This window comes from Paenibacillus macerans (assembly GCF_900454495.1).
GTDB lineage: Bacteria > Bacillota > Bacilli > Paenibacillales > Paenibacillaceae > Fontibacillus > Fontibacillus macerans.
In genome coordinates this window covers 2,417,963-2,444,335 of sequence record NZ_UGSI01000001.1, presented here as the reverse complement: position 1 = coordinate 2,444,335, position 26,373 = coordinate 2,417,963, and the positions used below count along the sequence as shown (strand labels likewise).

General features: G+C 51.2%; 19 protein-coding genes and 1 pseudogene. 17 read left to right on the top strand and 3 right to left on the bottom strand.

Annotated features, from left to right (window positions below; all coding sequences use genetic code 11):
* Nucleotide 1: 1 nt before the first annotated feature.
* Entirely contained in the window at nucleotides 2–1,204 is a 1,203-nt protein-coding gene (locus tag DYE26_RS10890; protein WP_036624057.1) for a macrolide family glycosyltransferase, read from the top strand.
* Nucleotides 1,205–1,298: 94 nt separating this feature from the next.
* Here DYE26_RS10890 and DYE26_RS10885 read toward each other — a convergent pair whose 3' ends face one another.
* The gene (locus tag DYE26_RS10885; protein WP_036624056.1) at nucleotides 1,299–2,237 is read right to left on the bottom strand and encodes a VOC family protein; all 939 of its coding nucleotides are present in this window, start codon (nucleotides 2,235–2,237) and stop codon (nucleotides 1,299–1,301) included.
* 195 nt (nucleotides 2,238–2,432) lie between these two features.
* Between DYE26_RS10885 and DYE26_RS10880 the strand changes: the two genes are divergently transcribed.
* The 11 genes from DYE26_RS10880 to DYE26_RS10830 all read left to right on the top strand — a co-directional run bounded on the left by DYE26_RS10880 (nucleotide 2,433) and on the right by DYE26_RS10830 (nucleotide 17,946).
* Nucleotides 2,433–3,437 carry an ROK family protein gene (locus tag DYE26_RS10880; RefSeq protein ID WP_036624055.1) on the top strand — a complete coding sequence of 335 codons (1,005 nt, stop codon included), beginning with the start codon at nucleotides 2,433–2,435 and terminating at the stop codon, nucleotides 3,435–3,437.
* A 183-nt stretch (nucleotides 3,438–3,620) separates the two neighbouring features.
* A complete protein-coding gene (locus tag DYE26_RS10875) occupies nucleotides 3,621–4,841 on the top strand; it encodes an MFS transporter (RefSeq protein ID WP_036624054.1) in 1,221 nt (406 codons plus the stop codon).
* A 454-nt stretch (nucleotides 4,842–5,295) separates the two neighbouring features.
* Nucleotides 5,296–6,102 (top strand): HAD-IIB family hydrolase, encoded by an 807-nt coding sequence (locus DYE26_RS10870; protein ID WP_036624053.1) that lies wholly within the window; start codon nucleotides 5,296–5,298, stop codon nucleotides 6,100–6,102.
* 28 nt (nucleotides 6,103–6,130) lie between these two features.
* Nucleotides 6,131–6,397: an LbetaH domain-containing protein gene (locus DYE26_RS10865; protein ID WP_036624052.1), complete on the top strand. Its 267-nt coding sequence runs from the start codon at nucleotides 6,131–6,133 to the stop codon at nucleotides 6,395–6,397.
* A 93-nt stretch (nucleotides 6,398–6,490) separates the two neighbouring features.
* Nucleotides 6,491–6,616, top strand: a complete 126-nt coding sequence (locus DYE26_RS34535) for a hypothetical protein (protein WP_255309995.1) — start codon at nucleotides 6,491–6,493, stop codon at nucleotides 6,614–6,616.
* A 270-nt stretch (nucleotides 6,617–6,886) separates the two neighbouring features.
* On the top strand, nucleotides 6,887–7,222 hold the full coding sequence (locus DYE26_RS10855; protein WP_036624051.1) for an RpnC/YadD family protein: 336 nt from the start codon (nucleotides 6,887–6,889) through the stop codon (nucleotides 7,220–7,222).
* Between the two features lie 306 nt (nucleotides 7,223–7,528).
* Entirely contained in the window at nucleotides 7,529–8,608 is a 1,080-nt protein-coding gene (locus tag DYE26_RS10850; protein ID WP_036624050.1) for a FecCD family ABC transporter permease, read from the top strand.
* Nucleotides 8,609–8,612: 4 nt separating this feature from the next.
* Nucleotides 8,613–9,374: an ABC transporter ATP-binding protein gene (locus DYE26_RS10845; protein WP_036624049.1), complete on the top strand. Its 762-nt coding sequence runs from the start codon at nucleotides 8,613–8,615 to the stop codon at nucleotides 9,372–9,374.
* A 16-nt stretch (nucleotides 9,375–9,390) separates the two neighbouring features.
* Nucleotides 9,391–10,419 (top strand): ABC transporter substrate-binding protein, encoded by a 1,029-nt coding sequence (locus DYE26_RS10840; protein ID WP_036624048.1) that lies wholly within the window; start codon nucleotides 9,391–9,393, stop codon nucleotides 10,417–10,419.
* A gap of 147 nt (nucleotides 10,420–10,566) precedes the next feature.
* Complete coding sequence (locus DYE26_RS10835; protein WP_036624047.1) at nucleotides 10,567–11,628, top strand: NAD(P)/FAD-dependent oxidoreductase; 1,062 nt, start codon at nucleotides 10,567–10,569, stop codon at nucleotides 11,626–11,628.
* Nucleotides 11,629–11,865: 237 nt separating this feature from the next.
* Nucleotides 11,866–17,946: an S-layer homology domain-containing protein gene (locus DYE26_RS10830; RefSeq protein ID WP_051985546.1), complete on the top strand. Its 6,081-nt coding sequence runs from the start codon at nucleotides 11,866–11,868 to the stop codon at nucleotides 17,944–17,946.
* Nucleotides 17,947–18,633: 687 nt separating this feature from the next.
* Here the strand turns inward: DYE26_RS10830 and DYE26_RS10825 are convergent.
* Together DYE26_RS10825 and DYE26_RS10820 are read right to left on the bottom strand one after the other, a co-directional pair.
* Complete coding sequence (locus DYE26_RS10825) at nucleotides 18,634–19,371, bottom strand: cyclase family protein (protein ID WP_036624046.1); 738 nt, start codon at nucleotides 19,369–19,371, stop codon at nucleotides 18,634–18,636.
* 50 nt (nucleotides 19,372–19,421) lie between these two features.
* Nucleotides 19,422–19,991 carry a GNAT family N-acetyltransferase gene (locus tag DYE26_RS10820; protein WP_036624045.1) on the bottom strand — a complete coding sequence of 190 codons (570 nt, stop codon included), beginning with the start codon at nucleotides 19,989–19,991 and terminating at the stop codon, nucleotides 19,422–19,424.
* Nucleotides 19,992–20,156: 165 nt separating this feature from the next.
* Between DYE26_RS10820 and DYE26_RS10815 the strand changes: the two genes are divergently transcribed.
* The 5 genes and pseudogenes from DYE26_RS10815 to DYE26_RS10795 all read left to right on the top strand — a co-directional run bounded on the left by DYE26_RS10815 (nucleotide 20,157) and on the right by DYE26_RS10795 (nucleotide 26,230).
* The gene (locus tag DYE26_RS10815; RefSeq protein WP_036624044.1) at nucleotides 20,157–20,795 is read left to right on the top strand and encodes an Imm41 family immunity protein; all 639 of its coding nucleotides are present in this window, start codon (nucleotides 20,157–20,159) and stop codon (nucleotides 20,793–20,795) included.
* Nucleotides 20,796–20,899: 104 nt separating this feature from the next.
* On the top strand, nucleotides 20,900–21,892 hold the full coding sequence (locus DYE26_RS10810; RefSeq protein ID WP_036624043.1) for a LacI family DNA-binding transcriptional regulator: 993 nt from the start codon (nucleotides 20,900–20,902) through the stop codon (nucleotides 21,890–21,892).
* A 103-nt stretch (nucleotides 21,893–21,995) separates the two neighbouring features.
* Nucleotides 21,996–23,831, top strand: coding sequence for a beta-glucoside-specific PTS transporter subunit IIABC (locus DYE26_RS10805; RefSeq protein ID WP_036624042.1), 1,836 nt, complete (start codon nucleotides 21,996–21,998; stop codon nucleotides 23,829–23,831).
* A 91-nt stretch (nucleotides 23,832–23,922) separates the two neighbouring features.
* A pseudogene (locus DYE26_RS10800) lies at nucleotides 23,923–25,392 on the top strand (glycoside hydrolase family 32 protein).
* A gap of 31 nt (nucleotides 25,393–25,423) precedes the next feature.
* Nucleotides 25,424–26,230 carry a Nif3-like dinuclear metal center hexameric protein gene (locus DYE26_RS10795; RefSeq protein ID WP_036624041.1) on the top strand — a complete coding sequence of 269 codons (807 nt, stop codon included), beginning with the start codon at nucleotides 25,424–25,426 and terminating at the stop codon, nucleotides 26,228–26,230.
* The last annotated feature ends 143 nt before the right edge of the window (nucleotides 26,231–26,373 follow it).

Genomic DNA, 26,373 nt, shown 5'->3' with positions numbered 1-26,373 from the left:
TATGGCACGCGTTTTATTTATCAATGGAGGCTCCGAGGGACATATCAATCCAACTCTCGGTGTGGTGCAGGAACTTGTCCATCGCGGCGAAGAGGTGGTGTATTTCGTTGCCGAGCAATTTCGCGATCGCGTGGAGCGGACGGGCGCAAAAGCGATCACCTTCGACGTCGGGAAATTTCTGGAGGCGTTCCTTGCGGGCGGAAGAACGCCTTGGGCGCGGGTAGGCGGACTATTGCGCACCGCCGATAACGTCATTCCCAGCGTCCTGGAGCAAACCAAGGGAGAGCGCTTTGATTACATCATCCATGACTCGATGTTCGGCTGCGGGCGTTTGCTTGCGCAAATCCTCGGTTTGCCGGCGATCAACTCATGCTCGAGTTTTGCCATGGAGCAAAGCGGCTTTGACCGTCTGCAGGAGGGCTTGTCGCGCCATTTTCCGGCAGACGTGAATGAACGGGCCATTAAGGAGTTCCAGCAGCTGGTCAGCGAGGTGCAAGCGAAATACCATGTGCAAGCGGGCTCCGCTTACGAAGTTTTTTGCAATCCAGCGCCCATGACCATTGTTTACACTTCGAGACCCTTCCAACCCGATGGAGCAAGTTTCGATGAGACGTACAAGTTTGTCGGGCCGTCTGTCGTGCCGCGCTCCAACGATTCATTTGATTTCTCCCGAGTGGACACGGAACGCCTGATTTACATATCGCTCGGCACGGTTTTCAACCAGGCGTTGGATTTTTACAAGCTTTGTTTTGCGGCGTTCGCCGAAACAAAGTACACCGTGATTTTATCCGTTGGCAGCCGAACCCGGATGGAGGAATTGGGAGATATTCCGGCGAATTTTATCGTGGCGGGCTACGTACCGCAGCTGGAAGTGCTGCAGCGCGCTAAATTGTTTATCACCCACGGCGGGATGAACAGCACCAGTGAAGGCCTGTATTATGGCGTGCCGCTGATCGTACTGCCCCAAAGCGCCGACCAGCCTGTAATAGCCCGGCGTGTCGCTGAACTGGGCGCAGGCGTCCAGTTAAATCAAGCAGACTTAACTGCGGGAGAACTCAGAGAGGCGGCGGAGAAGGTGCTGGGCGATCCGTCGATCCGCAAGGCATGCGTTGAACTCGGCGATTCGTTCCGGGCCGCGGGCGGCTATCAGCAGGCTGTCGAAGAGATTTTTGCGTATAAACGAAGTTTGGGCATAACTGAATAATTTGAACGGCAAAATAAAGTGCAAAACGGGAGGATGCCGGCCGGCGGGCCGTGTCATTCTCCCGTTTTTTACGAGTTCATTCAAGCGCGGCGATTTATCCTCGATCCCCTTGGAACGCTTTTTGCAGCTCCGCAAGGTCGAACTTTTTCATTTTCAAGAACGCCTGCGTGACGCGGTCAATTTGCTCGGGCGTGCCCTTGGTCATCATTTCGTCCAGCAGAGCGGGGGAGATTTGCCACGAAACGCCGTATTTGTCTTTGAGCCAGCCGCACTGCTCGGCTTCGGGGACGGCGGAAAGTTTTTCCCAGTAGTAGTCTATGTCCTCCTGCGCCTCGCAATTAACCAACAGGGAAACCGCTTCGTTGAAGTTGAAATGGTGTTCATGCGCGCTGTCCATGGCCGTAAACCAGGTATTTTCCAGCATAAAGTCGGTGAACATCACCGCTTCCTCCCGGTCCGGCTCATGGCCGGGGCCATACCGAAACAGGTTTCCCGATTTGGCATTGCGGAAGACCGAAAGATAGAACTCGCGCGCTTGTTCCGCTTTACCGTAATTTTCGCCCACGAACATCATGGAGGGGATGATCGCCGGCCGCGGCTCCCCGTCCGGATTCGTCAGCATAAGCTGCCACGAAACGCCATACTTGTCCTGAATCCAGCCGTACCGTTCGCTGAACGGGTACTTATCCAGCGGCATAAGCGCGGTGCCGTCTTTGGACAGCTTGCTCCACGCCTCGTCGAGCATCTCCCTTGCGTTCTCCTCCCGGGACGGGTCGAAATTTACGATAAACGAGATGGAAGGGTTGATCTTAAAGTACGGCCCCGCAGAGATCGCCATAAACGGATGTCCCCAGACGGTAAACGTAACGAGATCGGAATCGCCCGAGGGCGTATCGCGCAAGGTCACTGCGCTCGTGACTTTAGAATCCGGGAAGACGGTACAATAGAACTCCGCGGCTTCCTTGGCCGCTTTGTCGAACCACAGGTGCGGGATGATGGAACGGGTCAGCGAACCGTTTTTGGCGTCATTCATCACATTTTCCTCCTAAATTGTAAGGTGGACAATCGTTTTTATTGTACCCGAAAAATTGAATTTACGTTTCTTATCGATTGCTACCCTGTCGGCGGCATATAGAAAAAGATGAAAACCGGGGGATATCCGTGTAAAATTATCTATATGTGCGAACAGGTTATGGATTGGAAACATGCTCATTAAAGAGGGATACTGATGAAAAAAGCAAACGCTAATTTAATAAAAGAAATCAATTTAAACAATGTGCGCCAGGCGATGAAACGGGTGGAAACGGCAACCAAACCACAGCTGGCTGCGTTGACCAAACTGAGCGTAGTTACGGTGAATTCCCTCGTAAAAGAACTGCATGACCTTGGTGAGATATTTGAGGACGAAACCGTTCCGTCCAACGGGGGAAGACCGGCGCTAACCTATCGATACAATTACGATTTTAGTCTCGCGCTCGTCATTTACATGAAGGAGACCCAAGGGCAGGAGCTTATTTCCGCGGCAGTCGTGAATCTGGAAGATCATATTTTGCAAAAAGAAGAATATGTAATGCCTGTTTTTGACCGGCAACAGTTCTATGACATGATTGAACGCTTCCTCACGTTGTATCCCTCCATTAAAGTAATTGGCATCGGCATTCCCGGACAGGCCGTCAATGGCGAGATTACGGTGAGCGCTCATCAGGCGCTGATGGGTGTGCGCATGATTGAAGATATTGAAACGCAATTTGGATTGCCCGTTATGGTGGAGAATGATGTTAATGCCGCTATCAGCGGGTATTGTGCGAACCGGGATCCGGATGACGAGCAATGTGTACTGGGTATTTATTTTCCCGCGAAATACCCGCCAGGTATGGGCATTTATCTTGATGGAAAAGTATTCAAAGGAAAAAACGGCATGGCCGGAGAGATCAAGTTCCTTCCTATGGATGTGGACTGGTATCATGAGATGGACAAGGAAACGTTTGTGGGCTCGGTATGCCAAGTCATTCAAAGCGTAAATGCCGTGCTTGCTCCGGACAAAATCGTGATATACCAGGACATGGTGGGAGCGGATATCTGGAACTCCGCGTGGGAAGCTTATCGGACTCAGCATCCCATGCCGTCATATCCTGAAGTGATTCTGCAGGAGACCTTTCAACAGGATTTTGAGACGGGCATGCGCTGGCTGACGCTCAAAGAATTGGAGCCGGCCTTAAGCCATTTTAATTGACTTGGAACCCCTTGATCGAATCTTGGGGTTTTCTTTTTGCCGTTCAACTCCATGTATTGACAAAAGAGAGCTGCTGATGCATATTAAATAAATGAACTTTATAAAGTGATTTAAGTAAGGTGCTTTCATTAGGAAGCAGATGAAACTGGGATCATATACCTTCACTATGAAAGGGGAACTGCTATGGCAACTTGGTTCTTAATCATTATATATCTGGCGTTTATTAGCCTGGGGCTTCCCGATTCTTTGCTGGGATCGGCCTGGCCCGTGATATGGCCCGACATCGGTGCTTCCTTCGGCTCTGCCGGGATCTTGTCCATGGTTGTGGCGGGAGGGACCATCGTATCCAGTCTGGCTAGCGGGAGCCTAATTCAGCGCTTGGGGACGGGCAAGGTTACCCTGATTAGCTGCTGTCTGACTGCCGGTGCGCTGCTTGGATTCTCTGTGGCTCCCTCGATGATCTGGCTTGTTCTTCTGGCCATTCCTCTTGGCCTTGGCGCAGGTGCCGTTGATGCGGCCCTGAATCACTATGTGGCTGAAAATTACAACGCCTATCATATGAACTGGTTGCACTGTTTCTGGGGTGCGGGGGCAACCATGGGGCCGATTATTATGTCCGCCTATATTGCCGGCCATCACTCCTGGAGAGGGGGGTATGCAGCAATTTCGATGGTACAGTTCGGACTCGTCATTATCTTGTTTGTTACGCTCCCCCTATGGAAAAGCGTCGCCGCCCGCCGCGAGCTTGAACATTCGCAAAACGAAGTACAACAGACCCAAGTTGAATCCGTGATCGTGCAGCCGAACGGAAGTTCCAAAGCCAATGTCCTCCGCATCAAAGGCGTCAAATATTCCCTTATCGCTTTTTTATTCTATTGCGGGGTTGAAACCACGGTAGGGTTATGGGGAGCCACCTACCTGGTCGGTGCGGGAAATATTGCGGCGGAGACGGCTGCCGGCTGGATCTCTTTATACTACGGGGGAATTACCGTCGGAAGGCTGGTTACCGGTTTTATTACGATGAAAGTCCATAATCGTGTGTTAATCCGGTGCGGTCAGATTGTCGCCATTGCCGGCGGGATCATCCTTTTGCTTCCGCTGTCCGTTCCGCTTTCCCTCATTGGATTCATTCTGATTGGACTCGGCCTTGCTCCCGTCTATCCAGGGCTTCTTCATGAAACGCCGGCCCGGTTTGGAAGGGAAAATTCAGCGAGGCTGATGGGGTATCAGATGGCGGCCGCATATACGGGAACCACATTTCTTCCCCCGCTTTTTGGAATCATCGCCACACAGACGGACATAACCTTGTTCCCGTTTGTTGTGCTTGCTTTTCTTATCTTCATGATGTTGAGCGCGGAGAAAATAAACCGCATTTTAAGCAAACAAGAGAAAGCGAGGATTTAGGATGCTTTCATACATTATCTTATGTGCCGTCATATGGACTGGAACCTACACGTGTCTATCGATGTCGAAACAGCCCGTGGAGGTGAAACCGGTTCGTTCCATTGAGGATTTATTTGAATAGAATTAAACCTTGACATGTAACGCGTTCCAACATTTATGCTTTTAATGTATCAGCCAAGTTATCACGTGATTGGTGCAGATACTTTATAAAACTACATTATAAAGGGGTTGTATTAACTTTTATAAAAGGGGGTAGAGTGCGCCATGTCAATCATCGTTCAAGCCGTTTTAGGTATATGCATACTGATTGGCGTCTATTTTGCGGTTAGAGGTGCGGTTGAATCTCCCCGGACACATATTTACGCCCGACGTTTACATGAGAAGTTCACACGCAATGTTCATGGAAATGGGGATGAGGACGAAGATAAGAACGTGCACTAGAAGGAGGACTGACATGATTAAACTCGTCGTGACCGATCTGGACGGTACTTTTTTAAATAATGAGGGATCGTTTGATATCGATTTGTTTAACCGGGTATATGCCGAAATGCAGAAAAAAGGTATGGCTTTCGCTGCCTGTACCGGGAAGCAATGCGAGAGAGTGGAGAAGTTGTTTGGAGAGCATGGCAAAGGCATCTGGATTCTGGGAGATAGCGCAACAAGAATCAAAAAGGATGGGGAGGTTGTCAAGGAGTTTACGATTGATTATGATCTGGCCCGGAAATCCATTGAAGAGATTCAAAATTTTGACCCGAAGATGACGATTATTGCCTGTACCAGCGAAGCGGCTTATGTTGATGCCACGATAAAAGACGAATTGTTCAGCGTGGTTAAAGGCTCTTATGAAAAAGTGGTTAAACTTGACTCGTTTAGGCAAATTGACGGTCATTTTATTAAAATTACCGTTTACGATCCCGAAGGCCGCAGTTCTGCGTTAAGAAAACATGTGGAAAATATGCTGCTGGGGCAAATCTACATCGTTGATTCTGAACCTAGATGGCTGGACATTACCGCGCTCCACACCCATAAGGGGGAAACGGTCAAAAAACTCCAGGATATGCTCGGAGTGACGTTCGAGGAAACGATGTCCTTTGGGGACGGTGAAAATGACGTGGAACTGATGCGCATTGCAAAGTACAGCTTTGCGGTCGGCAATGCTTGCGAGAATACCAAAAAAGCGGCCAGTTTTATCACAAAGTCCAATGAAGAGAATGGTGTGTTGTTGACCATACAGAAGCTGATGGATCTAACGAAAGTATAATTTAATACGCCCGGACGAAAAGGCAAAAATGGATGAAATGATCCGAAGTACTCTTGGAAAAGCAGGCGCAAATGTACACATTGAACCGCCTTTTCACTGTGATTATGGAAAAAATATCGAGGTGGGCAACAACGTTGTGATCGGGGCAGGCAGTGTGGTGACGAAAAATATTCCGGATAATGTGATTGCCGTAGGAAGCCCATGCAAAGTGGTCCGGGAAATCACGGAAGAGGATCGAAAATATTATTTTAAAGATAGAGAATTTGATGTAGAGGACTATCTTCCAAATGGATAGACCGCAAAATTCGGCATAACCCACTTCATGAAAAACGATAGTCTGAGACAGTTACGATTACAATTATTTTCATGGAAATTTTGGGGGAACCTCATGGACAAGATCACAAACCTTTTGAAAAAGCATTACGATCTAGAAGTTACCAATAAATTACCGCAACAGGGCGGTTGGGCGGCGCTTGCTTTTAAAGTATACAGCCACGAGAGCTCCTTCTCCTAAAGGTTTATGAAAAAAGCCGGGCATCGACCCCAAAATGGACCGCTCTCATTGATCATTATGTGCCGATTACGATTTGGCTTATGGAACATAGCCGCTTGAAAGGCAGGCTCCCCGTTCCCGTGCCAACCCAAACCGGCGCCTGTGGAAGCCGATTTGATGTTTTTGATTGATGAGCCAAATTATGAAGATTTTGTTGACGTCTATCGCAAAGTTCATAACGATTTATTTACGGAGGATTTTACGGCTGCAAGGAAGGTTGGATGATGCGCGATGGCCCTGATCATGTCGGTGGCGGATCTGTATTTCAATACCGATCCCGAGGAAGATAAGCGGTTGCTGGAAGAGTTGAAGGAACAATACCCGGAGGAAGGTGAATCCATGATGAAACTGATGCCCGCGTGGAGTCGTTTGGGATACGAGGAAGGTTTGAAAGAAGGTATGGAGGAAGGTATAGAGAAAGGGATAGAACAAGGCATGGAAAAGGGCATCGAGAAAACTGCCCTCAATATGCTCCGTGAGGGGATGGAGATATCGCTGGTAGCCAAAGTTACGGGGCTGTCCGAAGAGCAAGTGGTGAAGCTGAAGAAAACAAGCTTTATAAAATGAACTAAATACAAGAGAATTTGCGAACAAAACTGAATCCGGACACGGGATTTCTTTCGCTGCTTTCGAATCCTGCCAGACGGGCTTTGGAGCACAAGGGGATCACCACTTTTAAAAGCTTTCCGCCTTTATCGAAAACTAATGTACTATTACAACAGCAGTAATTGAGAGCGACTCTCAGTTACTGCTGTTTATTTTTGCGATTTTCTCAATAGCGATTGAATTTTGGCAAATTATAACGTAATATATGATAATGATTCTCATTATCATATATTTTTTTGCTAGCGCAATGGCTGAGGAGGTGAATTTTTGAACAGCGTAGACGTCCAAAAACAAAAGCTAGGCAGCATCTACTTTGTTTTCATATTTTTCTTATTATGCTTGATTCTCATATCCGCCGTTTTTTCCGTATCCATCGGTCAGGTTCATATTCCGTTCCGTCAAGCCATGGAGATCATGGTACATACATTGACAAACGGCCAATGGGGGTCATTGGATCAAGTCGAAAGCGAATCTTACTTGAATATCATTTTGCAGGTTCGAATGCCCCGCGTCATTTTTGCCTTGCTCATCGGCATGGGGCTTTCTTTGTGCGGAGCCGTGATGCAGGCCGTGGTGCAAAATCCGCTCGCCGATCCTTATATTCTCGGCATTTCGTCGGGGGCGTCGCTAGGGGCGACATTCGCTATTCTGGTCGGGTTTGGCAGCGGCGCCCTGTTGTCCCAGTTCGGCGTTGCTTTTGGAGCCTTTGTCGGCGCTATGATCACTTCGGTCGCGGTGCTTGTTTTGTCCAGCATCGGCGGCAAAGCGACCTCAGTGAAGCTCGTTTTGTCGGGGGTTGTCATCGGCGCGTTGTGCAGCTCCTTTTCAAGTTTGATCATCTATTTTGCCAACAATGCCGAAGGCATTAAGACGGTCACTTTTTGGTCCATGGGGAGCTTGGCCTCGTCCAGTTGGGAAAAAGCGCCGATCATGGCGGTTGTCGTTTTGCTGGGATGCGCCCTGTTTCTGTTTCAACACCGGGTGCTCAATACGATGCTGGTTGGCGACGAATCCGCCATTACCCTCGGCATCAATTTAAGCGCCTACCGTAAATTTTATATGATCGCCGCCGCTCTTATCACGGGAACCATGGTTGCTTATGCTGGAATGATCGGTTTCGTGGGGCTGATTGTCCCGCATATTTCCAGGGGCCTGTTCGGCGCGGACCACAAGCGGTTGATGCCGGGAACGCTTCTGCTCGGGGGGCTGTTTTTGATATGGTCGGACATCTTATCCAGAACGCTCATACACAATGTCGAATTACCCATCGGGATCATTACTTCGGTGATCGGTTCGCCGTTATTCATCTACATGATCGTAAAAAAAGGCTACAATTTCGGAGGGTGACAAAATGGAATTGACCGCGAAAGGAATGGAAGTCCGCATCGGCAAAAAGGAAATCGTCAAAAATGTTTCGATTCTGGTGAAGAACCAGCAATTCGTCGGCCTGATCGGGCCTAACGGCTGCGGAAAATCGACGCTGTTAAAAAGCATATACAAAAGCTTAGTGCCCCAAAAAGGCACCGTTTTTTTGGATGACATGGACGTGCTGAAGACCTCCGAAAAAAAAGTTTCCCAGCGCCTCGGCGTGGTCGGCCAATTTAATGAAATGAATTTTGATTTAACCGTTCAGCAAATGGTGATGCTGGGCCGAACGCCGCATAAAAAATTGCTGGAGTCGGATAAGCGGGAAGATTATGCGATCGTGGAGGAAGCGTTGGCGCGAACGAATCTGATCGATTATAAAGACCGCAGTTATTTATCGCTGTCCGGCGGGGAAAAACAGCGGGTGAATTTGGCGCGAACCATCGCGCAGCAGCCTAAATTTATGATTTTGGACGAACCGACGAACCATTTGGACATCCGCTATCAGCTGGAAATTTTGTCCTGTGTGAAAGGTTTAAACATCGGCGTACTGGCGGCTCTTCACGATTTGGAGATGGCCGCGCATTATTGCGATTATCTGTATGCGATCAAAAACGGCGAGGTGTATGCGCACGGCACGCCGGATCAGGTACTGACGCCGGAAACCATCGAGTCGCTCTATCAAGTCAAATGCCAGACTTATATTAATCCCGTTACGAACGGGCTGGGGTTCGCTTTTGGAATATAAAGGGGGAGAATGATCAGTGAAAAAGCATGTGCTAACAGGCATCGCTTTAGCCGTGATGCTGACATTAAGCGCTTGCGGAGGGACGGCGGCGACAAGCGGCCCGGACGAAACGCAAACCGAAGCGCAAAGCCGCTATCCTGTAACGATTCAAAACTTTACGAAGGCGGAGGGCGGAACGACTTGGGAAAAGAAAGAGCAAGTGTTCGATAAAGCGCCGGAACGTATTATGGCCAATACCCGACCGGCGGCGGAGTTGCTGCTCCATTTGGGGTTGGCCGACAAAATCGCCGGGGTAGGGGCAAATTTCGGAGCCCCGGATAAAGCGGTGGAAGCGGAATACGGCAAATTGAATATTTTAAGCGACGAATACGTCGGCAAAGAGGTGACGTTGGGAACGAACCCCGACCTGGTATTCGGCCGCGGCGGTTTGTTCGATAATGCCGACTGGGGAGTGGGAACCGTAGACGCGCTTAACGACATGGGCATTAAAACGTACGTCCTGGAATCTTCGGTCGCCGGGGGAACGTATGACTCGATCTATAAAGATCTGGAGAATTTAGGCGAGATCTTTAGCGTGCAGGATCAAGCCAAGAGCTTTATTCAGGAGTTAAAGGACAGACAAGCAACCATCGCCTCGAAACTATCAAGCATTACGGAGGAAAAAACGTTCGCTTACTTGCATATAAGCGATCCCAAAGAAGTGAACGTCTACGCGGCCCAAGATGAAACGTTCTTCAACGACGCTTTCAAAATGGTTAAATTGGACAATATTTTTAAGAATGAAACCGGGGAGGTTAGCGTAGAATCGCTGATTGAGGCTGACCCGGACGTGCTAATCATTCCGGATTGGGCCACAACCGGCGGCGTTAGCGCCGACAAGCTCAAAGAAGCGCTTTACGCCAATCCCAAATTATCCAGCATGAAAGCGATCAAAAACCAGCAAATTTACGCGGTGGATTATAACTATATGTTCGGATACAGCTACAATACGATCGATGGGATGGAATGGTTGGCCAAGGAGATGTACCCGGACTTGTTTAAATAGCAAACAGCCGACCGCATCGTGGTTGTGACCGACCGGGGACCGGGGCATCGCCGAGCAGGGCCGGCACCAAAAGCTGGTGGCCGCGGCGGGATTTACAGCCGCTTGCACCGGGCGCAATTTGGGACTTAAAAGGCGGGAGGGAAATAGATGACGCAAGATTTGGAACTTTATGACGTGACGATTATCGGAGGCGGACCGGCCGGATTGTATGCGTCTTTCTACAGCGGAATGCGCGACATGAAAACGAAGCTGATCGAGGCGAAGGAGGAGCTCGGCGGCCGTACGCTGATTTATCCGGAAAAGATGATTTGGGATGTCGGCGGAGTAACGCCGATTCGCTGCGAGCGGCTTACGCAGCAAATGATCAAACAGGCGATGACGTTCGATCCTACGATCGTATTGGGGCAGCAGATCAGCGAACTGGAACGGCGGGCCGACGGCACGATGATGCTTACGTCGGCAACGGGCGAGCGTCACTGGACAAAAACGGTGATCCTCGCTTTGGGGCGGGGGGTGTTAAAACTCGCGAAGCTGGACATCGAAGGGGCCGAGCGTTACGAGGTCGGCAATCTGCATTATACGGTGCAGGAACTGGAGGTATTCCGCAACAAACGGGTGCTCATTTCCGGCGGCGGCGATTCTGCGGTGGACTGGGCGAACGAATTGGAACCGTTAGCCGCAAGCGTCACCGTCGTACATCGCCGCGAGCGTTTCGGAGGGCATGAGCGCAATGTGAAACGGATGATGCAGTCCTCGGTTCGCGTCCTTACGCCGTATGCCGTGAAACAGCTGCGCGGCAGCGCGGACGGCAAGGCGATCGAGGGGGTATCGATCGCGCGCGTCGACGCGGAAGGCCGATTGTCGGAAGAAGCGGTATGGCTCGAAGTGGATGCGGTGATCGTAAATCACGGATTGCGCGGCGATTTCGGCAATATCGTCAACTGGGGGCTGGAGATGGGGCCATGGGACATCCGCGCGAACGAAAAACTCGCAACCAACCTCCCGGGGATTTTCGCCGCCGGAGATGTGGCTCATTATGCCGGCAAGCTGCATTTGATCGCCGGCGCCTTCACCGATGCGGCGCTGGCGGTGAACAGCGCCAAGCTGTACCTGGAGCCGGATGCGCCTGCGGCGGCTTACGTCTCTTCCCATAATGCCATATTTAAGGAGAAGAACATTGCGCTCGGCGTCGCGGAGGAAGACGCATGAGCGGGAAAATGGTTGAATGTATCCCCTTCAAGGACTGCCGATTGGCAGTCTTTTTTTGATTGCATGTTAATGTTCATTTGAACGAGATTTCATAAAAAGGGCGGGATAATTTACCTGCATATAATCGTCGTTTTACATAACCGTTGTATATTTTTCAGAGTGCCTTTGAACAAGGACAGAAAAAAATGTCGGGAAAATCAGACACTATTAGAAAGGGTGCAAGGAAAGTTGAACTGGGTGTACTTGAAAAAATGGGGTTCGATCGCAGCCGTTGCCGGTCTGCTGCTGGGAACGGCAGCGCCTGCCGGATACGCGGAAGCTGGCGGTCAAAACGGATTTCAAGCTGTGGCCGCAGCGGCAGATGAAAGTACGGGGAACGAGGCGGAAGGACAGGAGCAAACGCTGCAGATTGTGCATACGCCGGCATCGGCTACGCATGAGGCCGGGCAAGATTTAACGATAGCGGCCCTCATCACGGGCGCCCAAACAACGGTGACCGCTTCGGTATATTACCGGGTGGACGGTCAGGGCTTGGAAGAGGTGTCCATGGCCGGCGGCAGCGGAGATGAATATTCCGCTGATCTGAATGGCGGCGGGCTGAGCGGAAGCAGCTTGACCTATTATATTGAAGCCCGCGATGAAGAAGGAACTTCGGCACGAAGCGACGACTTCACTGTGGAGCTTGTGAGGGGCGGGCAGCCCGGCATTGAAGCAAAGCCGCTGGATTTGCTGATTACCGAACTGGTGCCGGACAGCGATAACGTAAACGGAGCGGACGCCTACGAGTTTGTGGAAGTGTACAACAACAGCGGGCGCGATTTGGATTTTGCCGACTTCAAGCTCGTTTATAACACGAGTACGGAGTGGCCGCTGGAGGGAAGCGCAAACGCCGTCATCCCGGCCGGCAAAGCCATCGTTTTGTGGGTCATGAACGGAAAAAACAACCAGCTTACAGCCGGCGATTTTAACCGGAATTATGGAACGGGGCTGACCGAAGGAACGGATTTGTTCCGGATCAGCGGCGGCGGCGGTATGTCCAATGCCGGCCCGCGCCAGCTTGAAATCAAGGACGCTGCGGGCGCGACGCTGGTATCGGCCGCTTATGAGAACGATGCGCAGACCCAGATGAACATGGGTATTTTCTATCAGCGTCCGACGGACGGAAACGTTGCAATGATCATGATGGACGGTCCGGGAACGCTGCCCGCAACGCCGGGGGCCGTAACGCAGGAGCAGACGGAAGCTCCGGCGGGGGCTGCTTTTTCGATTAAGCATGCCCCGGTGACAAGCGTGGACGCCGCGGCCGGCATGACCGTGGAAGCCTCGTTGGAACCGGCCGGGCCGGAGATGGCGGGCGTTACCCTGAATTTTTTATATAAAACGGCTTCCCAATCGAGGTATGCGGTTATTGCGATGAAAGCGCAGGACGGCGTTTATACGGCTTCCGTCCCGGCGGACCAGCTCACCGAACCTTCCTTGGAATATCGGATTGAAGCGGTCGGCGGGAGCCAGCCGGTGTCAACGGACCTGTATACGGTTCAAGTTGTAAACTTTCCAGATTTCGATCCGCAGAAGGCGCCGCCGCTTCTGGTAACGGAAATCGTCGCCAACACGACCAACGTTAATGGAGCGGACGGGTACGAACTGGTGGAAATCTACAACAATTCGGACCGGGACGTGAATTTCCGGAACTACAAGCTGTACTACCGTTATACGGATAAAGGTCCGCCGGGGGACGTATTATGGTCTCCGGACAAGCAGGACTTCGTGATTCCATCCGGGCAGGCGGTTGTGTTCTGGATCATAAGCGACAGCATCACGGCGTTGACCGCTGCCGATTTCAATAAATTTTACGGGACAAGCCTCGAGGAGAACGTGGACTTGTTCAAAGTCCCGGCCGGCGGCATTTCCAACTCGGGACGACGCGGATTTGTCATTAAAACGAATGCCGGCAAGGAAGTTTCGGCGGCTTATTATGATGCCGACACCGTTTATGAAGACGGCAAAACGGAAACGAAAGAGAACACCGGCCTCCAGTATAAATATCCGGTTAACGGCAGCAACCAAATGATTAAAGTGAGCGGGGGATTGCAGTTTCCTGCGCCGGGCGCCGTGGATTCCGCTCAAGTGCCGGATACTCCGGTCTCGATTGCCGATGACACGGTGCCGCCTACCATAGAAGACCGTACCGGCATTACGACAACGGATCAAAGCCAGGGCTTCGAAATTAAAGGCTGGGCGCAGGACGACAAAGAAGTGGCGTCCGTGACCCTGTACGTTAAATCGGACAAGCAAACCGAATACGTTCCGTATCTGCTGACCGAGGATTACGGCGATTTGCATTACCATCACAAGGTTTACGCGGCCGATCTCATCGGACGCAAGTTCATCCAATACTACTATGTGGTATCCGACGGTTTCAATGAAGTGACCTCCCCGGAATACAAGGTCGAGATTACGGGCGGACCGGATCAGTCCGAGCTGCGCCTCAATCTAAAGGACGGCGACCTGCTCAGCGGAACGAAGACGGTCAAAGGCACGGCCAAAACCGGCGGACCTGACAGCGTGACCTTTGAGATCGACGGAAAGCCCGTTACGGAAGGCACGAGCGCTGCTCTGGAGCACGACGCTTACTTTGTGTTCGATGTCAAAAACGTCGACTACTATTTCAAAAATGCCATTACCATGGGCCCGGAGGAGCTTAAGGACGAAACGATCCTGTATACGTTCCTTGATCCGATTACTTCGTACCAGACGTTAAGCTTCCCGATCGAAGGGGGCCGTTTGCAGCCGGGCGGCGACAACGTCATCTATATCCGCGCCGGTTCCAAATCCGGTCCGTTTGACGATCGGGCGGAAGAGAATAAGGACGATTTCGAGATCAAAAACGTGCGGCTGGTGCTGGCCGACGGTACGGAAATTACCGACCCGGCTTATGCCGAGCGGGACAAAGAGATCAAGATGGGCGATTCGGCGGGTAAAAATGAATCCATCGGATTCCGCTTCGAACTTCCGGAGAGCCTGTTTGCGTCCAAGGCGTTTATGTGGGACACCACGGGGGCAGCGGACGGGGAGCATACCGTCAAGGCGGTCAGCGGCGAGCTTGCGGCCAGCGCCAAAGTGACGGTCGATAACACGCCGCCGAACATTGCTGCCAGCGTCGAAGACGGAAAAATGTACCGCGGTAAATTTACGATCCGGGCCGAAGCCAGCGATGCCCTTGCCGGGGTGGAAAAGCTCGAAACCGCGCTTGACGGAAAAGCCGTGCAATTGCCGCTGGAGACCAGCTCTTCCAAGCTTGCGCCGGGCAGCCACGAACTGTACGTCAAAGCAGCAGATAGGGCCGGAAACGCGGCGGAGAAGACGATTCGCTTTGAAGTGCCGGCCGAAAATCCGGAGGCGCCGCAGCTGATTGCGCCGGCCAACGGCCAAACCGGAGTAGGCAGCACGGCCGAACTTAAGGTGAACGTCAAGGACCCTAACGGTGACGACATGAACGTTTCTTTTTACCGCGGGTATCTGTATGACGGAGCGCATCAGGACCGCTTTACGGGATTCCAGAACACGGCGGATACGGAACCGCCCGGTGAGCTGGCGCCTGCCGGGGAGAAGAGTCTGACCGGCGAGGATTACGCTAAAATCGGGGCGGTCGACGGTGAATACCTGACCACGGATGCGGATGACCGCTTCCCTTATCAGCGTTATGAGATCAAACTGGACCCCTCCGTGAAGCCAAGCGACCGGGTGGACGTGGAATGGAAGGGCAAATCCCTGCCTGGGCGCAAAGTCAGCCTGTATGCTTGGAGCGCGGCGGAGTCGAAGTGGGTCACCTTGGATCAGGTGATCGCCGGCGCGGAGGATTTTATCCTGAAGTCGACCGTGACTGCAGGAGCTTATGCGGCGGGTGGCATTATCTCGGTGATGGTGCAGGATGAGATCGCCGGAGAAGCCGCCGCTTTGGCGGACAAGAGCGGTCCGGTATCCGAAGATCCTTATGATTTTTCGTTTATCTGGATGTCGGATACCCAGTACTACGCGCAGGATTATCCTTACATTTATCAGAAGAACGTGCAGTGGATCGCCGAAAATAAGGATAAATTGAAGCTGAAATACGTCATTCACACCGGCGACGTTGTCGATAAGGCCGACCAGGAATACCAGTGGATCGAAGCCGACAAGGATATGAAGGTGCTGGAGAACGCCAATATTCCGTACGGGGTGCTGGCCGGAAACCATGACGTGGGCCACCAGAATAACGACTATTCCCAATTCACCAAGTATTTCGGGGATTGGCGCTTTCAGGACAGCCCGGTGTTTGCGGGCTCCTATGAAAACAACCGCGGACATTACGATCTCGTCTCCGCAAACGGCAATGATTTTATTATCGTGTATATGGGCTGGGGATTGGGCGATAAAGAGATCGAGTGGATGAATCAAGTCGTGTCCATGTATCCGGAACGGAAGGCGATTCTGTGTCTGCATGAATATTTGCTCGTCTCGGGCAACCGGGCACCGATCGCGGAGAAAATTTTTGAGAAAGTCGTCAAACCGAACAAAAACGTCATTGCGGCCTTGTCCGGCCACTATCATGATGCCGAACTCAAGCTGGATGCGCTTGACGACAACGGAGACGGCATCCCGGACCGCAACGTATATCAGATGCTGGCCGATTACCAGGGCGCTCCGGAGGGCGGCCTGGGTTATATCCGGCTGATGCAGTTCGATATGGCGAACAACAAACTGCATATCAAAACCTATTCGCCATACTTGGATGACTATAATTTCTATGATCCCGCGGAGTATCCGGGCAAAGACGAATTTTCGCTGGATTTGGACCTTCAGGCGGCGACCAAACGGGTGGCCACCGATTATATCGGGGTGAAGGTGTATACCGATCAGTTGATCGGCAAGCAAGCGGGCGTAAAGAGCGGCGAAAACGCTGCGGTTAACTGGACGGGACTGGGCAGCAGCGCCTACTATCAATGGTACGCCAAGGCGGAGGATGCCAACAGCGGTCTAACGCTGTCGGACATCTGGGGCTTTTATACCGGCGCCGGCGGCAGCAAGCCGGGAAGCGGCAGTTCGGGAGGAGGCTCCAAATCGTCGTCCTCAAGCAGCGCCGCCACTACCGCTCCGGTCAACCCGCCTGCGGCCGAGCAGCCTGCAAATGACGGCGTAACCAGCGGCGTGATCGCGGCGGCTCCGGCCGGAAACGGCCGCTATGAGGTTTCCGCCGATCAGCTTCGGAAAGCGGCGTCCGCGGCTGCGAACGGTAAGATCGAAGTTCAGGTGAAGCCCGAGGATGCCGAGGCAGGTCGTCCCGTTATCGTGGACCTGGATGCGGCCACCCTTGCCCAATTGGCGAAGGAGCGCAAAGTATCTTTGTCTTTGAGCGCACCGGGCAGCCAAATTACATTTGCCCAGGATTCGCTGCGGAATCGCGTTGGAGATGCCGATAAACTCAGCGTTAAACTGGGATACCAGGCTGCCGGAAATAGCGGTCTGGAAAAAGGGATGACCTCCACCGGCATCGCTTATGAGTTAGGGTTGTCTTTAGTCAAGGGGAGCGAATCGGCGGATTACGGGAACCTGGAATCTGCCGCGGAAATTCGGCTGACGCTAACGGAGGAGCAAGCGAAGCTGCTGAATTCCGCTTATGCCGGAGTGTACGAACGGGTGAACGGCGGACTGCGTTATATCGGCGGATCGTTTGACGGCCGGACGGTTACTTTTACGGCCGATCATGCCGGAATCTATGAAATCGTTGAGCTGCGGAAGGATTTTGCCGATCTGCGCGGCCACTGGTCGGAGGATGTCGTGCGGCAGCTTGCGGCCAAACATCTGATTCAAGGGCTGGACGCCGAGCGTTTTGCCCCCTCCGCTCCGGTGACGCGGGCCGATTTTTCGGTCGTGATGATGCGGGTGCTTGGGGCTCGGCCTGACGCTGTCGTAGTTCGGTTTACCGACCTGCCGCCCGGGGCGTATTATGCGGAAGCGGTGGAGCAAGCCGCATCGCTTGGCCTGGTTCAGGGCAGCGGCGGACGCTTCCGTCCGGCGGACGGCATCACCCGGGAGGAAGCGGCGGTCATCTTAAGTAAGATGGCCCTGGCCATGAACGCTTCCCTGACGCCGTCCGGCCAAGGCAAGGATTTTGCCGACGCTGCTTCCATCTCCGTATGGGCGCGGGATGCCGTAAGCCAAATGCAGGCCGCTGGCATGCTGAACGGAAAAGGCAACGGCCGTTTCGAACCGAAGGGCTCCGTCACCCGCGCCGAGATGGCTAAAATGATGAGCGAAATGTTAAAGCTGAAGCGTTAGGGCTTCGCAAATACCGGATGGATTAAAGCGAGAGGCGATTGGTGCCGGATATATCGGCCCGATCGCCTTTTTTAAGATACTGGAACTCAACGTTCGCAGGACGAAAAAACGGCTTAACCGCTGATACTGTACAGATGGACTACGAGTAAAATTTTAATCTTGACCATTAATTGCAAATCATACAACTAACTTTACATCTTTTTGCCCAATTACTTATTTAATTGCATTTCATACAACTACTTCCTCGTCTTTTTGCTTCTTTATCGAAATATAGCGGAGTAATTGCAGGTTTTACACTTGATCAAGCGCTGTGGCAGCATTTCCGGATAAGCTACTGTATATTTTGCAACTATTCCTTTCAACAATAGACCCAGAAAGCTGGAGTACGAAGCAGGTACACTCGGATGGAGCGATCGCTTTACCACGACTGCTGGAATTAATCCACAAAGTCGCCTAAACGACCGGGATAGTTTTTCAGTGTCAACTTCAGGTCTCGATAGCTGCTTCGACCAATTATATCAACACTTACTTGCCAATTTTCATATTGCGAAAGTTGAGTTAGATAATTTCCGGCGGGGTAGAGGACTGTGGCCCAGGTAGAAGGGGGAGAAGAGAAATCTGGAAGCTGACGGGCTGTAGTAGAAAAACACGCCGCTTTGGCAACGGCGCGTTTCAATTGGGGCGGCTTTACGGCAAAATGGCAAATGACCGCACCGGAAATCCCGATGCTTTGTGCGGCTTCGGTACGATATTAAAGATGACGGCGCCCGTGGCAGGCACTTTATCCAAATTGCGCAACAGCTCGACCTGATAGGTGTCTTGCTCAAGCACGTAATACTCGGCGAGAAGGGCGCCGTTTTTTTGATAATCGCTGCTTGCGTCCGTGTCAAACGTTTCATGGCCGATCGCCTTGATGTTCCGTTCTTGAAACAGAAATTTCAGCGCGGCCAGCGACCAGCCGGGGGTGTGGCTGTTGCCGTCGGCATCCTTGTTGCTGAACGCTTCTTTATCAGGCCAGCGCTTGCTCCAATCGGTGCGCAGAGCGACAAAGCAGCCCTCCGCGACCTTGCCGTGTTCGGCTTCAAATTGCAAAATATCTTCTATGCTGAGCGTATAGTCATGGTTTTCCGCCGCTTCTTTGGATTTATCGATCACAATGAGCGGGAGCGCCAGCTCCTTCAACTCCAGCTCGTCCAGAAAGCGCTTGTTCCGGACAAAGTGAATCGGGGCATCCAGGTGGGTTCCGTATTGCCCTGCGAACGTAAAGCTTTGCGCCAAAAAACCGTCATCATGATCGAACAATGTCGTAAATTCGGCGTCGGGAAAAGCCGCAAAATGAGGGGAGTCCGGACCAAACGTATGCGTCAAGTCCACCCATTCTTTTTCTTTCAACAATTGAAATGCGCGAATTAATTCGTTGCCCATATTATCGTCACCTCATCCTTTTTTTGCTTTAGTTACACCTGTTAGCGCCGTTATGCACCTTCTTGGGAATGCAGAGCGCGAAATTCGTCCTCCAGCATCGACATCAGGATCGAATCATGGAATCCGCCGTCCATAAAGAGCTCGTCGCGCAGCACTCCTTCCCGGCGGAAGCCTATTTTCTCATACACATGAATCGCGCGCGGATTAAACGAGTAGACCCCCAAATGAATCCGGTGCAGCCGCAAAACCTCGAAGCCGTAACGCAGCATATGCATCAGCGCTTCCGTTCCGTACCCCTTCCCGCGATGCTCGGTTCCTTTGATCCCGATCCGGATGTTTGCGCTCCGGTTTACGGGATCGATCTCGTTTAAGACCACTTCGCCAATCAATTCGCCCGAATCCTTCGTTACGATGATCAAGTCGATCCGGTCCTCATTCGCCTGGCTGATCTTTTGCAGCCAAACTTCCGTACTTTCCCGGGTAAAATCCCCCTGGCTCCCCGTCAGCCGCAGCATCTCCACATCCTGCAAAAAGGCGAAATAGGCGTCCAGATCCGTGACGCGCGCATAACGCAGTTCAATGGCCTTTCCTTCGATACGGATTAAATGATCCTGCACCATTTCCATACCTCCCTGGTTTTAAGCCTGTTTTTCGAATTACCTTATTTTAACTTGGACATCACGTTTTGGCGATATAATTTACAAAAAAAGCGCTCCCGGTTATCGTAGAGTTATACAGAATAACTAACCGCCAAGATTTCACTTGGAACCAAGGAAGGGAACCTGATGAACCAGCATTTGCAAGTATTAATGGATAATTTTCATGGCGCGGAAAATAGCTTTTTGTACCGGTTAAGCGAAGAGGCGTTTTTCGATGCGGACTTATTTGGGGAGTATTATCAGAGCTTGAAGGAGATCGTCCGGCAGACGCTCGGACAACCGCTTGACCGGGAGCTCGCCAGGGCCGTCAGCTTCACGCAGGCCAAAATCCTCGAGCATCTCCTTTGGGAATATGCCGACGATGACGCGTTTCAAATCGGCAACTTCCCCTTCGGCCGGCTGCATGCTTTCATCGAGCGGCTGAACGCCGCGGTTGACGGCTATTTTCAAGGTTATCTCGTGGACGAACAAAGCTTCGGCGGCGAATGGCTCACCGAGCCCGGTCCTTCCGTGATTCATCTGGACTTTTTGAAGCAGGGGCTTGATATCCACGCCGTGGGCTTCAAAAACAAAGACGGCGCCTACGAAGTATTTCTGGACGAAGGGGAGGACAAAGCGCTTGCCGATTCTCGCGTTAGCCGCAAGGAAGCGCGCGGCAGATTCATATTTCCGGCGCCCGATGCCAGTGCCGCCTTCCGGATTTTTCACGAATGGGTGATGAAAAATTATGCGCCGTACAGCTCCGCGATGGGGAGGAGAACATGAAGCCGCCACCGGACCGATATCGTGATCTAAGTGGCTTTGTTTAACAATATGGGATAAAATACATCCCATAGAATCATAATTTTTTGATACACGGGGTTGGAAGAATGAAAACAATTGCGGATATCGCCAAGCTGGCCGGCGTGGCCAAAAGTACGGTTTCACGCTATCTGAACGGCGGGCCGATCAGCGAAGCGACCAAAAAGAAGATTGAACAAGTTATCCATCATACGGGGTACGTCCCCAACACCTTTGCGCAAAGCCTAAAAGCCAAAAAAACCAACATTATCGGAACGGTGGTTCCCCGGCTCGATTCTTTTGCTTCGTCGCAGGTGTTAATCGGGATTGATGAGCAATTGAGAGCGCTGAATTACCAAATGTTGATTGCGAATACCAATCAGGATTTGGAGCGGGAAATTGAAAGTATCTACAGTTTGTCCAATCAAAAGGTGGCCGGCATTATTTTGCTTGCTACGCAAATTACCGACGCTCATCTGGAGGCGTTCGATAAAATGAACATTCCTGTGATCCTGGTAGGCCAGCAGCATGACCAAGTGTACAGCGTGATACATAACGACGAATCGGCCGGCTACGAAATCGGCAAATACGTTCTTCGGAATGGCCACCGGAAAATCGCCTATCTGGGCGTTTCCGAAAAAGATATCGCAGTCGGCTTGAAGCGCAAGGAAGGGTTCAAACGGGCCGTGAGCGAAGCGGGGAACTGTGAAGTTAAGTACTATGAGACAAGCTTTAAAATGGAGGAGGCGGTGAAAAAAGCCGGCGGCATCATCGACGCCTTCCATCCCTCGATTCTGGTATGCGCGACCGATAACATTGCGCTTGGCGCATTAAAAGCGGCTCACCTAAAAGGGATTCGCGTTCCCGAGGATTTGTCGATCACAGGTTTTGGAGGGTATGAAGTCACCGAGATCACCCACCCCGGATTGACTACGATTAAGTTTTATTATAAGGACGCAGGCCGGGACGCGGCAGGCGGGATGATCAAACTGGTTAACGGAGAGGATTTTCCGCCGGTCACGTTATCCAAATTTGAAATGATTGAGCGAGAAAGCGTTGACAATAAATCGAAAAGGGAATAGAATAACTCGCATGGAACCGGTTCTAGTCATCGGTTTTCTTTTTCAGGAGTTTTGGAACCGGTTCCTCTTAGCGTTTTAATTTACATTTTAGGGAGAGAAGGAAATGAGCTATCAAAAGTTGGCGAAGGATATTCTCCAATCCGTCGGAGGGGAAGAAAACGTATCAAGCCTCACTCATTGCGTGACCCGATTAAGATTCATGCTCAAGGACAATAACAAGGCGGATAAAGAAAAGCTTGAAAAATTGGATATTCTCCAAGTTGTTGAAAGCGCGGGCCAATTTCAAGTCGTTATCGGCATGCATGTCCCCGAGGTGTATAAAGAGATTACGAAAATCAGCAACATCGGGAGCGGGAATGAAAGCGCTGCAGAAGACGGCGGCAAATCGAACGGCAAGAAAAAGTCCAAAATTTTCGATGTGATTCAGGGCAGCTTTTCGCCCATTATTCCGGCCATTTTAGGCTCGGGTATGTTAAAAGCGTTGATCGGCATTCTGGTCATGCTGGGCTGGCTTTCGCCGGAAAGCGGCACCTACTTTATTTTGTCCGCCGCTGCCAACGCCGTATTTTATTTCCTGCCGATCATCCTCGGGGTTACGTTCGGTATGAAAATGGGGGTCAATCCCTATGTCGCAGGCACGATCGGGGCCGCTTTGCTGGAGCCCAACTTTACAGGGTTGCTGCAGCATGGAGACAAAAGCTCATTTATAGGCATTCCCGTCGTGTTGATGACCTACTCGTCCACGGTGTTCCCGGTTATTTTGGCGGTCAGCACCTATGCCGTACTGGAAAGATTCCTGAAAAAAATCGTTCACAAAGATTTGCAAACCTTAGTGATCCCCATGCTGTCATTGATGATTGTCGTGCCTCTGACCGTCATCGTGTTTGGTCCGTTTGGCGTTTATATCGGGAATGCGCTTGCTTCGGCCATTAGTTTTGCCATGGGCAAAAGTGCGATTTTAACGACTTTTGTGTTCGGCGCGGTTTCAATCCCGGTAGTCATTATGGGGCTTCACTGGGCGCTGGTTCCCGTGATGATTTCAAATCTCGCAACGATTGGATACGATCATCTGTTGGGACCCGTACAAGCCACGGCTTTTGTGGGAGCGGGCATTGCGCTGGGCGTTTTTTTGAAAACGAAGGATAAAAATATTAGATCCACGTCACTCTCCAGCTTTATCCCGGCTTTTTTATCGGGGATTACGGAGCCGGTTATTTATGGTTTGTTTTTCCGCTTTAAGCGTGTGTTTATTATCGCCATCATTATGAATGCGATTGCGGCCGGGCTGTGCGGCGCGTTTGGAGTCAAAGCGACGCAAATGGCCGGGGGGATTTTCGTCATTCCGACTTTTCAGCCGGTTTGGGGATATGTGATTAGCATGGGCGTTGGTTTCTTTGGCGCGATGCTGCTGGTTCTGCTTTTTGGTTACGAAGAGAAGAAGAAAGCGCCGGAGAACGCGCTTGAAGCGGATAATAAGGATGCCAAAGAACTGACGGTGGCAAGCCCGCTAACCGGAAGCGTTAAAGCGTTAAGCGAAGTGAACGACCCGGCTTTCTCGTCCGAAGCGATGGGAAAAGGGGTGGCCGTCGAGCCGGCCGAAGGGAAGGCGGTATCACCGGTGAATGGCGTAATTTCCAACGTTTTTCGCACGGGTCACGGCATCTATATTACTTCGGATGAAGGTACTGAAATTTTAATCCACATCGGCATTGACACTGTCAAATTAAAAGGACAGCACTTCTCGCCGCAGGTGAAGGAAGGCGATCGTGTCAAACGCGGAGATCTGCTTGTCAGCTTTGATCTGGACAAGATTAAAGAAGCGGGCTACGAAGTCACCACGCCGATCATAATTACCAATTCAAGCACTTATAAAAACATCGCTCGGACGGAAAAAGAAACGGTACGGATCAATGAGACCTTATTGAGTTTAACGCTTTGATACGAAACTTTATTGCCTTTTGTGGAACCGGTTCTGCAAAAGGCAATACCCATTTTAAATTGCAGATGCAGAATATAAAGGAGCAACACAAATGGAGTGGCTGAGAGAACAAAAATACCGCCGAATCGAGGATGCAAGTGAAGATGAGATGAACCTGCTGCTATCCAAAGTCAATCGTTGTCCTTGGCGGCAAACCTTTCATGTACAGCCTGTCATGGGACTTCTTAATGACCCTAACGGATTTTCTTTTTTTAATGGAGAATACCACTTGTTTTATCAATGGCACCCTCTGGGCCCGGTCCACGGTTTAAAATATTGGTACCACACCAAATCCAAGGATCTGGTTCATTGGGAAAATGCCGGAATCGGCCTGAAGCCGGACGCTGTTTTTGACCGCCACGGAGTTTATTCGGGCAGCGCCAATGAGAACGACGGGAAGCTGCACTTATTTTATACGGGCAACACGCGGGATGAGAATTCGGTTCGACACCCCTATCAATGCATTGCCGTGATGGACTCATTCGGAAACATCTCCAAGCTGGACAAGCCGGTGATTGATCACGCCCCAAGCAGATATACGGAGCATTTTCGCGATCCTAAAGTGTGGAAGGACGGGAACAAATTCTACGCGGTGATTGGAGCTCAAAGAACGGATGAAACAGGCTGTGCCGTCCTATACAGCTCACTCGATTTGCTGGAATGGACATTTGAAGGAGAAATCGGGACTGAGTTGGGGCGTTTCGGTTACATGTGGGAATGTCCGGATTATTTTGAATTGCAAAACCATGGAGTGTTTATTTTTTCGCCGCAAGGATTGGAACCGGCCGGAGAGCGATATCGGAATATCTATCAAGCGGGTTATGTCCTGGGCGGAACATTGGATTTGCGGGAAAAAACGCTGCGGCACGGTCCGTTTGCCGAGCTTGACCGGGGCTTTGATTTTTACGCTCCGCAAACGATGGTGGATCCTGCGGGACGGCGGATTTTAATCGGCTGGATGGGCTTGCCAGAAATCGATTATCCGACCGACCCGAGCGGATGGGCGCATTGCTTAACGCTGCCGCGGGAATTAACCGTTCATGGCGGGAAACTGATTCAACAGCCTGTTCGGGAGCTTCAGACTCTCCGCAAGAAAGAAGCTAGAGCGGCCGACACCATTTTTAACGATGCTAAAAGGTATGAAGGTTTTACGGGAGCCGCATATGAACTGATTTGTGAATTTGCAACTGGAGATGCGGCGGAATTCGGGATTGAATTTCGCGCGGGCGATAAGAACAAAACCGTGGTGAAATATGATGCCGTGCAAAAAAAGGTAATTCTCGACCGCACCTTATCCGGCGAACCAACAGGTGTGGAGTATGGTACGGTGAGAGCTTGCTAAGGGGATGGCGATAAGATAAAGTTTCATTTGTTTGTGGATACTTCCTCCGTAGAGGTATTTGTAAACGAGGGGGAAGAAGTGTTCACCGCCAGAATTTTTCCGGACCAAGCCAGTCAAGCTATTCGTTTTTTTGCAAAGGAAGGGCAAGTTGCATTTCAAGCCGTAATATGGGATTATTAAAACCTTTAGATAGAGAGGAAGGCGGAAGCAGATGAAAGTAGGGGAAGTTATCGAGGCGATTATTGAGGATTCATGCGGTGCTTTCCGGCTGGAAAAAACATGCGATCAGTTAATTAGCGGAAGCTATGATACGCCGGTGGAAGGAATCGCAACGACGTTTATGGTCACGATTGAGGTGATCAAGCAGGCCGTTGCCGCCGGCGCCAATATGATCATCACGCATGAGCCGAGCTTTTATACGGGGAAGGATGCCACCGATTGGCTGAAGGAAGATCCATTATATGCCGCCAAAAAAAAGTTGATCGAAGACAACCGTTTGGCGATTTGGCGTTACCATGATTACATGCACCGGGCCAAAACGGACCGGATTTACGATGGACTTCTAAGGGAAATCGGCTGGGAAAACAACTTGGTGGACGAGCAGCGCCCTTTTCTCTATCGGATTCAAGAGACGACTTTGGCCAAGTTGGCGCGGTTTTTTAAACGGAAATTGGCGATGGACATGATCCAAATTGTCGGCAATCCCGAAATGAAATGTTCCAGGGTCGGGATTTTGGTCGGTGGAGGCAGCTTAGGCCTGGGCAGAGAACAAATGCCCATGGAGTTAATGCGGGACGAGGACTTGGATGTGATGGTTTGCGGCGAGATCACGGAATGGACCCTTTGCGCTTATGTCAATGATGCAGCGATGCTCGGCATGAACAAGGGCATGATTGTGCTGGGCCATGAGCGGAGCGAGGAATGGGGCATGAAATTTATGGCGGAATGGCTGAAGCCTTTGGTGGGCGGTATTCCGGTTACATTTATCGATTCGAAAGAGCCGTTCGTTTATTTATAATATGGAAAGATGATAAGCCACTAGCTGCAGCATTTGCCGGTTAGCGGCTTCTTAACTTTGTTTCGGATGCCTCGATGAGACAGCCGGAACGACCAATCGTTGGCCTTCAAAATAGCGGAACTTTATGTTCTTATTATCCGGAG

Excerpts from the sequence above, each read along its gene's own strand:
- DYE26_RS10890 (WP_036624057.1), top strand. The coding sequence starts at position 2 with ATGGCACGCGTTTTATTTATCAATGGAGGCTCCGAGGGACATATCAAT.
- DYE26_RS10885 (WP_036624056.1), bottom strand. The coding sequence starts at position 2,237 with ATGAATGACGCCAAAAACGGTTCGCTGACCCGTTCCATCATCCCGCAC.
- DYE26_RS10880 (WP_036624055.1), top strand. The coding sequence starts at position 2,433 with ATGAAAAAAGCAAACGCTAATTTAATAAAAGAAATCAATTTAAACAAT.
- DYE26_RS10875 (WP_036624054.1), top strand. The coding sequence starts at position 3,621 with ATGGCAACTTGGTTCTTAATCATTATATATCTGGCGTTTATTAGCCTG.
- DYE26_RS10870 (WP_036624053.1), top strand. The coding sequence starts at position 5,296 with ATGATTAAACTCGTCGTGACCGATCTGGACGGTACTTTTTTAAATAAT.
- DYE26_RS10865 (WP_036624052.1), top strand. The coding sequence starts at position 6,131 with ATGGATGAAATGATCCGAAGTACTCTTGGAAAAGCAGGCGCAAATGTA.
- DYE26_RS34535 (WP_255309995.1), top strand. The coding sequence starts at position 6,491 with ATGGACAAGATCACAAACCTTTTGAAAAAGCATTACGATCTAGAAGTT.
- DYE26_RS10855 (WP_036624051.1), top strand. The coding sequence starts at position 6,887 with ATGGCCCTGATCATGTCGGTGGCGGATCTGTATTTCAATACCGATCCC.
- DYE26_RS10845 (WP_036624049.1), top strand. The coding sequence starts at position 8,613 with ATGGAATTGACCGCGAAAGGAATGGAAGTCCGCATCGGCAAAAAGGAA.
- DYE26_RS10835 (WP_036624047.1), top strand. The coding sequence starts at position 10,567 with ATGACGCAAGATTTGGAACTTTATGACGTGACGATTATCGGAGGCGGA.
- DYE26_RS10825 (WP_036624046.1), bottom strand. The coding sequence starts at position 19,371 with ATGGGCAACGAATTAATTCGCGCATTTCAATTGTTGAAAGAAAAAGAA.
- DYE26_RS10820 (WP_036624045.1), bottom strand. The coding sequence starts at position 19,991 with ATGGTGCAGGATCATTTAATCCGTATCGAAGGAAAGGCCATTGAACTG.
- DYE26_RS10815 (WP_036624044.1), top strand. The coding sequence starts at position 20,157 with ATGAACCAGCATTTGCAAGTATTAATGGATAATTTTCATGGCGCGGAA.
- DYE26_RS10810 (WP_036624043.1), top strand. The coding sequence starts at position 20,900 with ATGAAAACAATTGCGGATATCGCCAAGCTGGCCGGCGTGGCCAAAAGT.
- DYE26_RS10805 (WP_036624042.1), top strand. The coding sequence starts at position 21,996 with ATGAGCTATCAAAAGTTGGCGAAGGATATTCTCCAATCCGTCGGAGGG.
- DYE26_RS10795 (WP_036624041.1), top strand. The coding sequence starts at position 25,424 with ATGAAAGTAGGGGAAGTTATCGAGGCGATTATTGAGGATTCATGCGGT.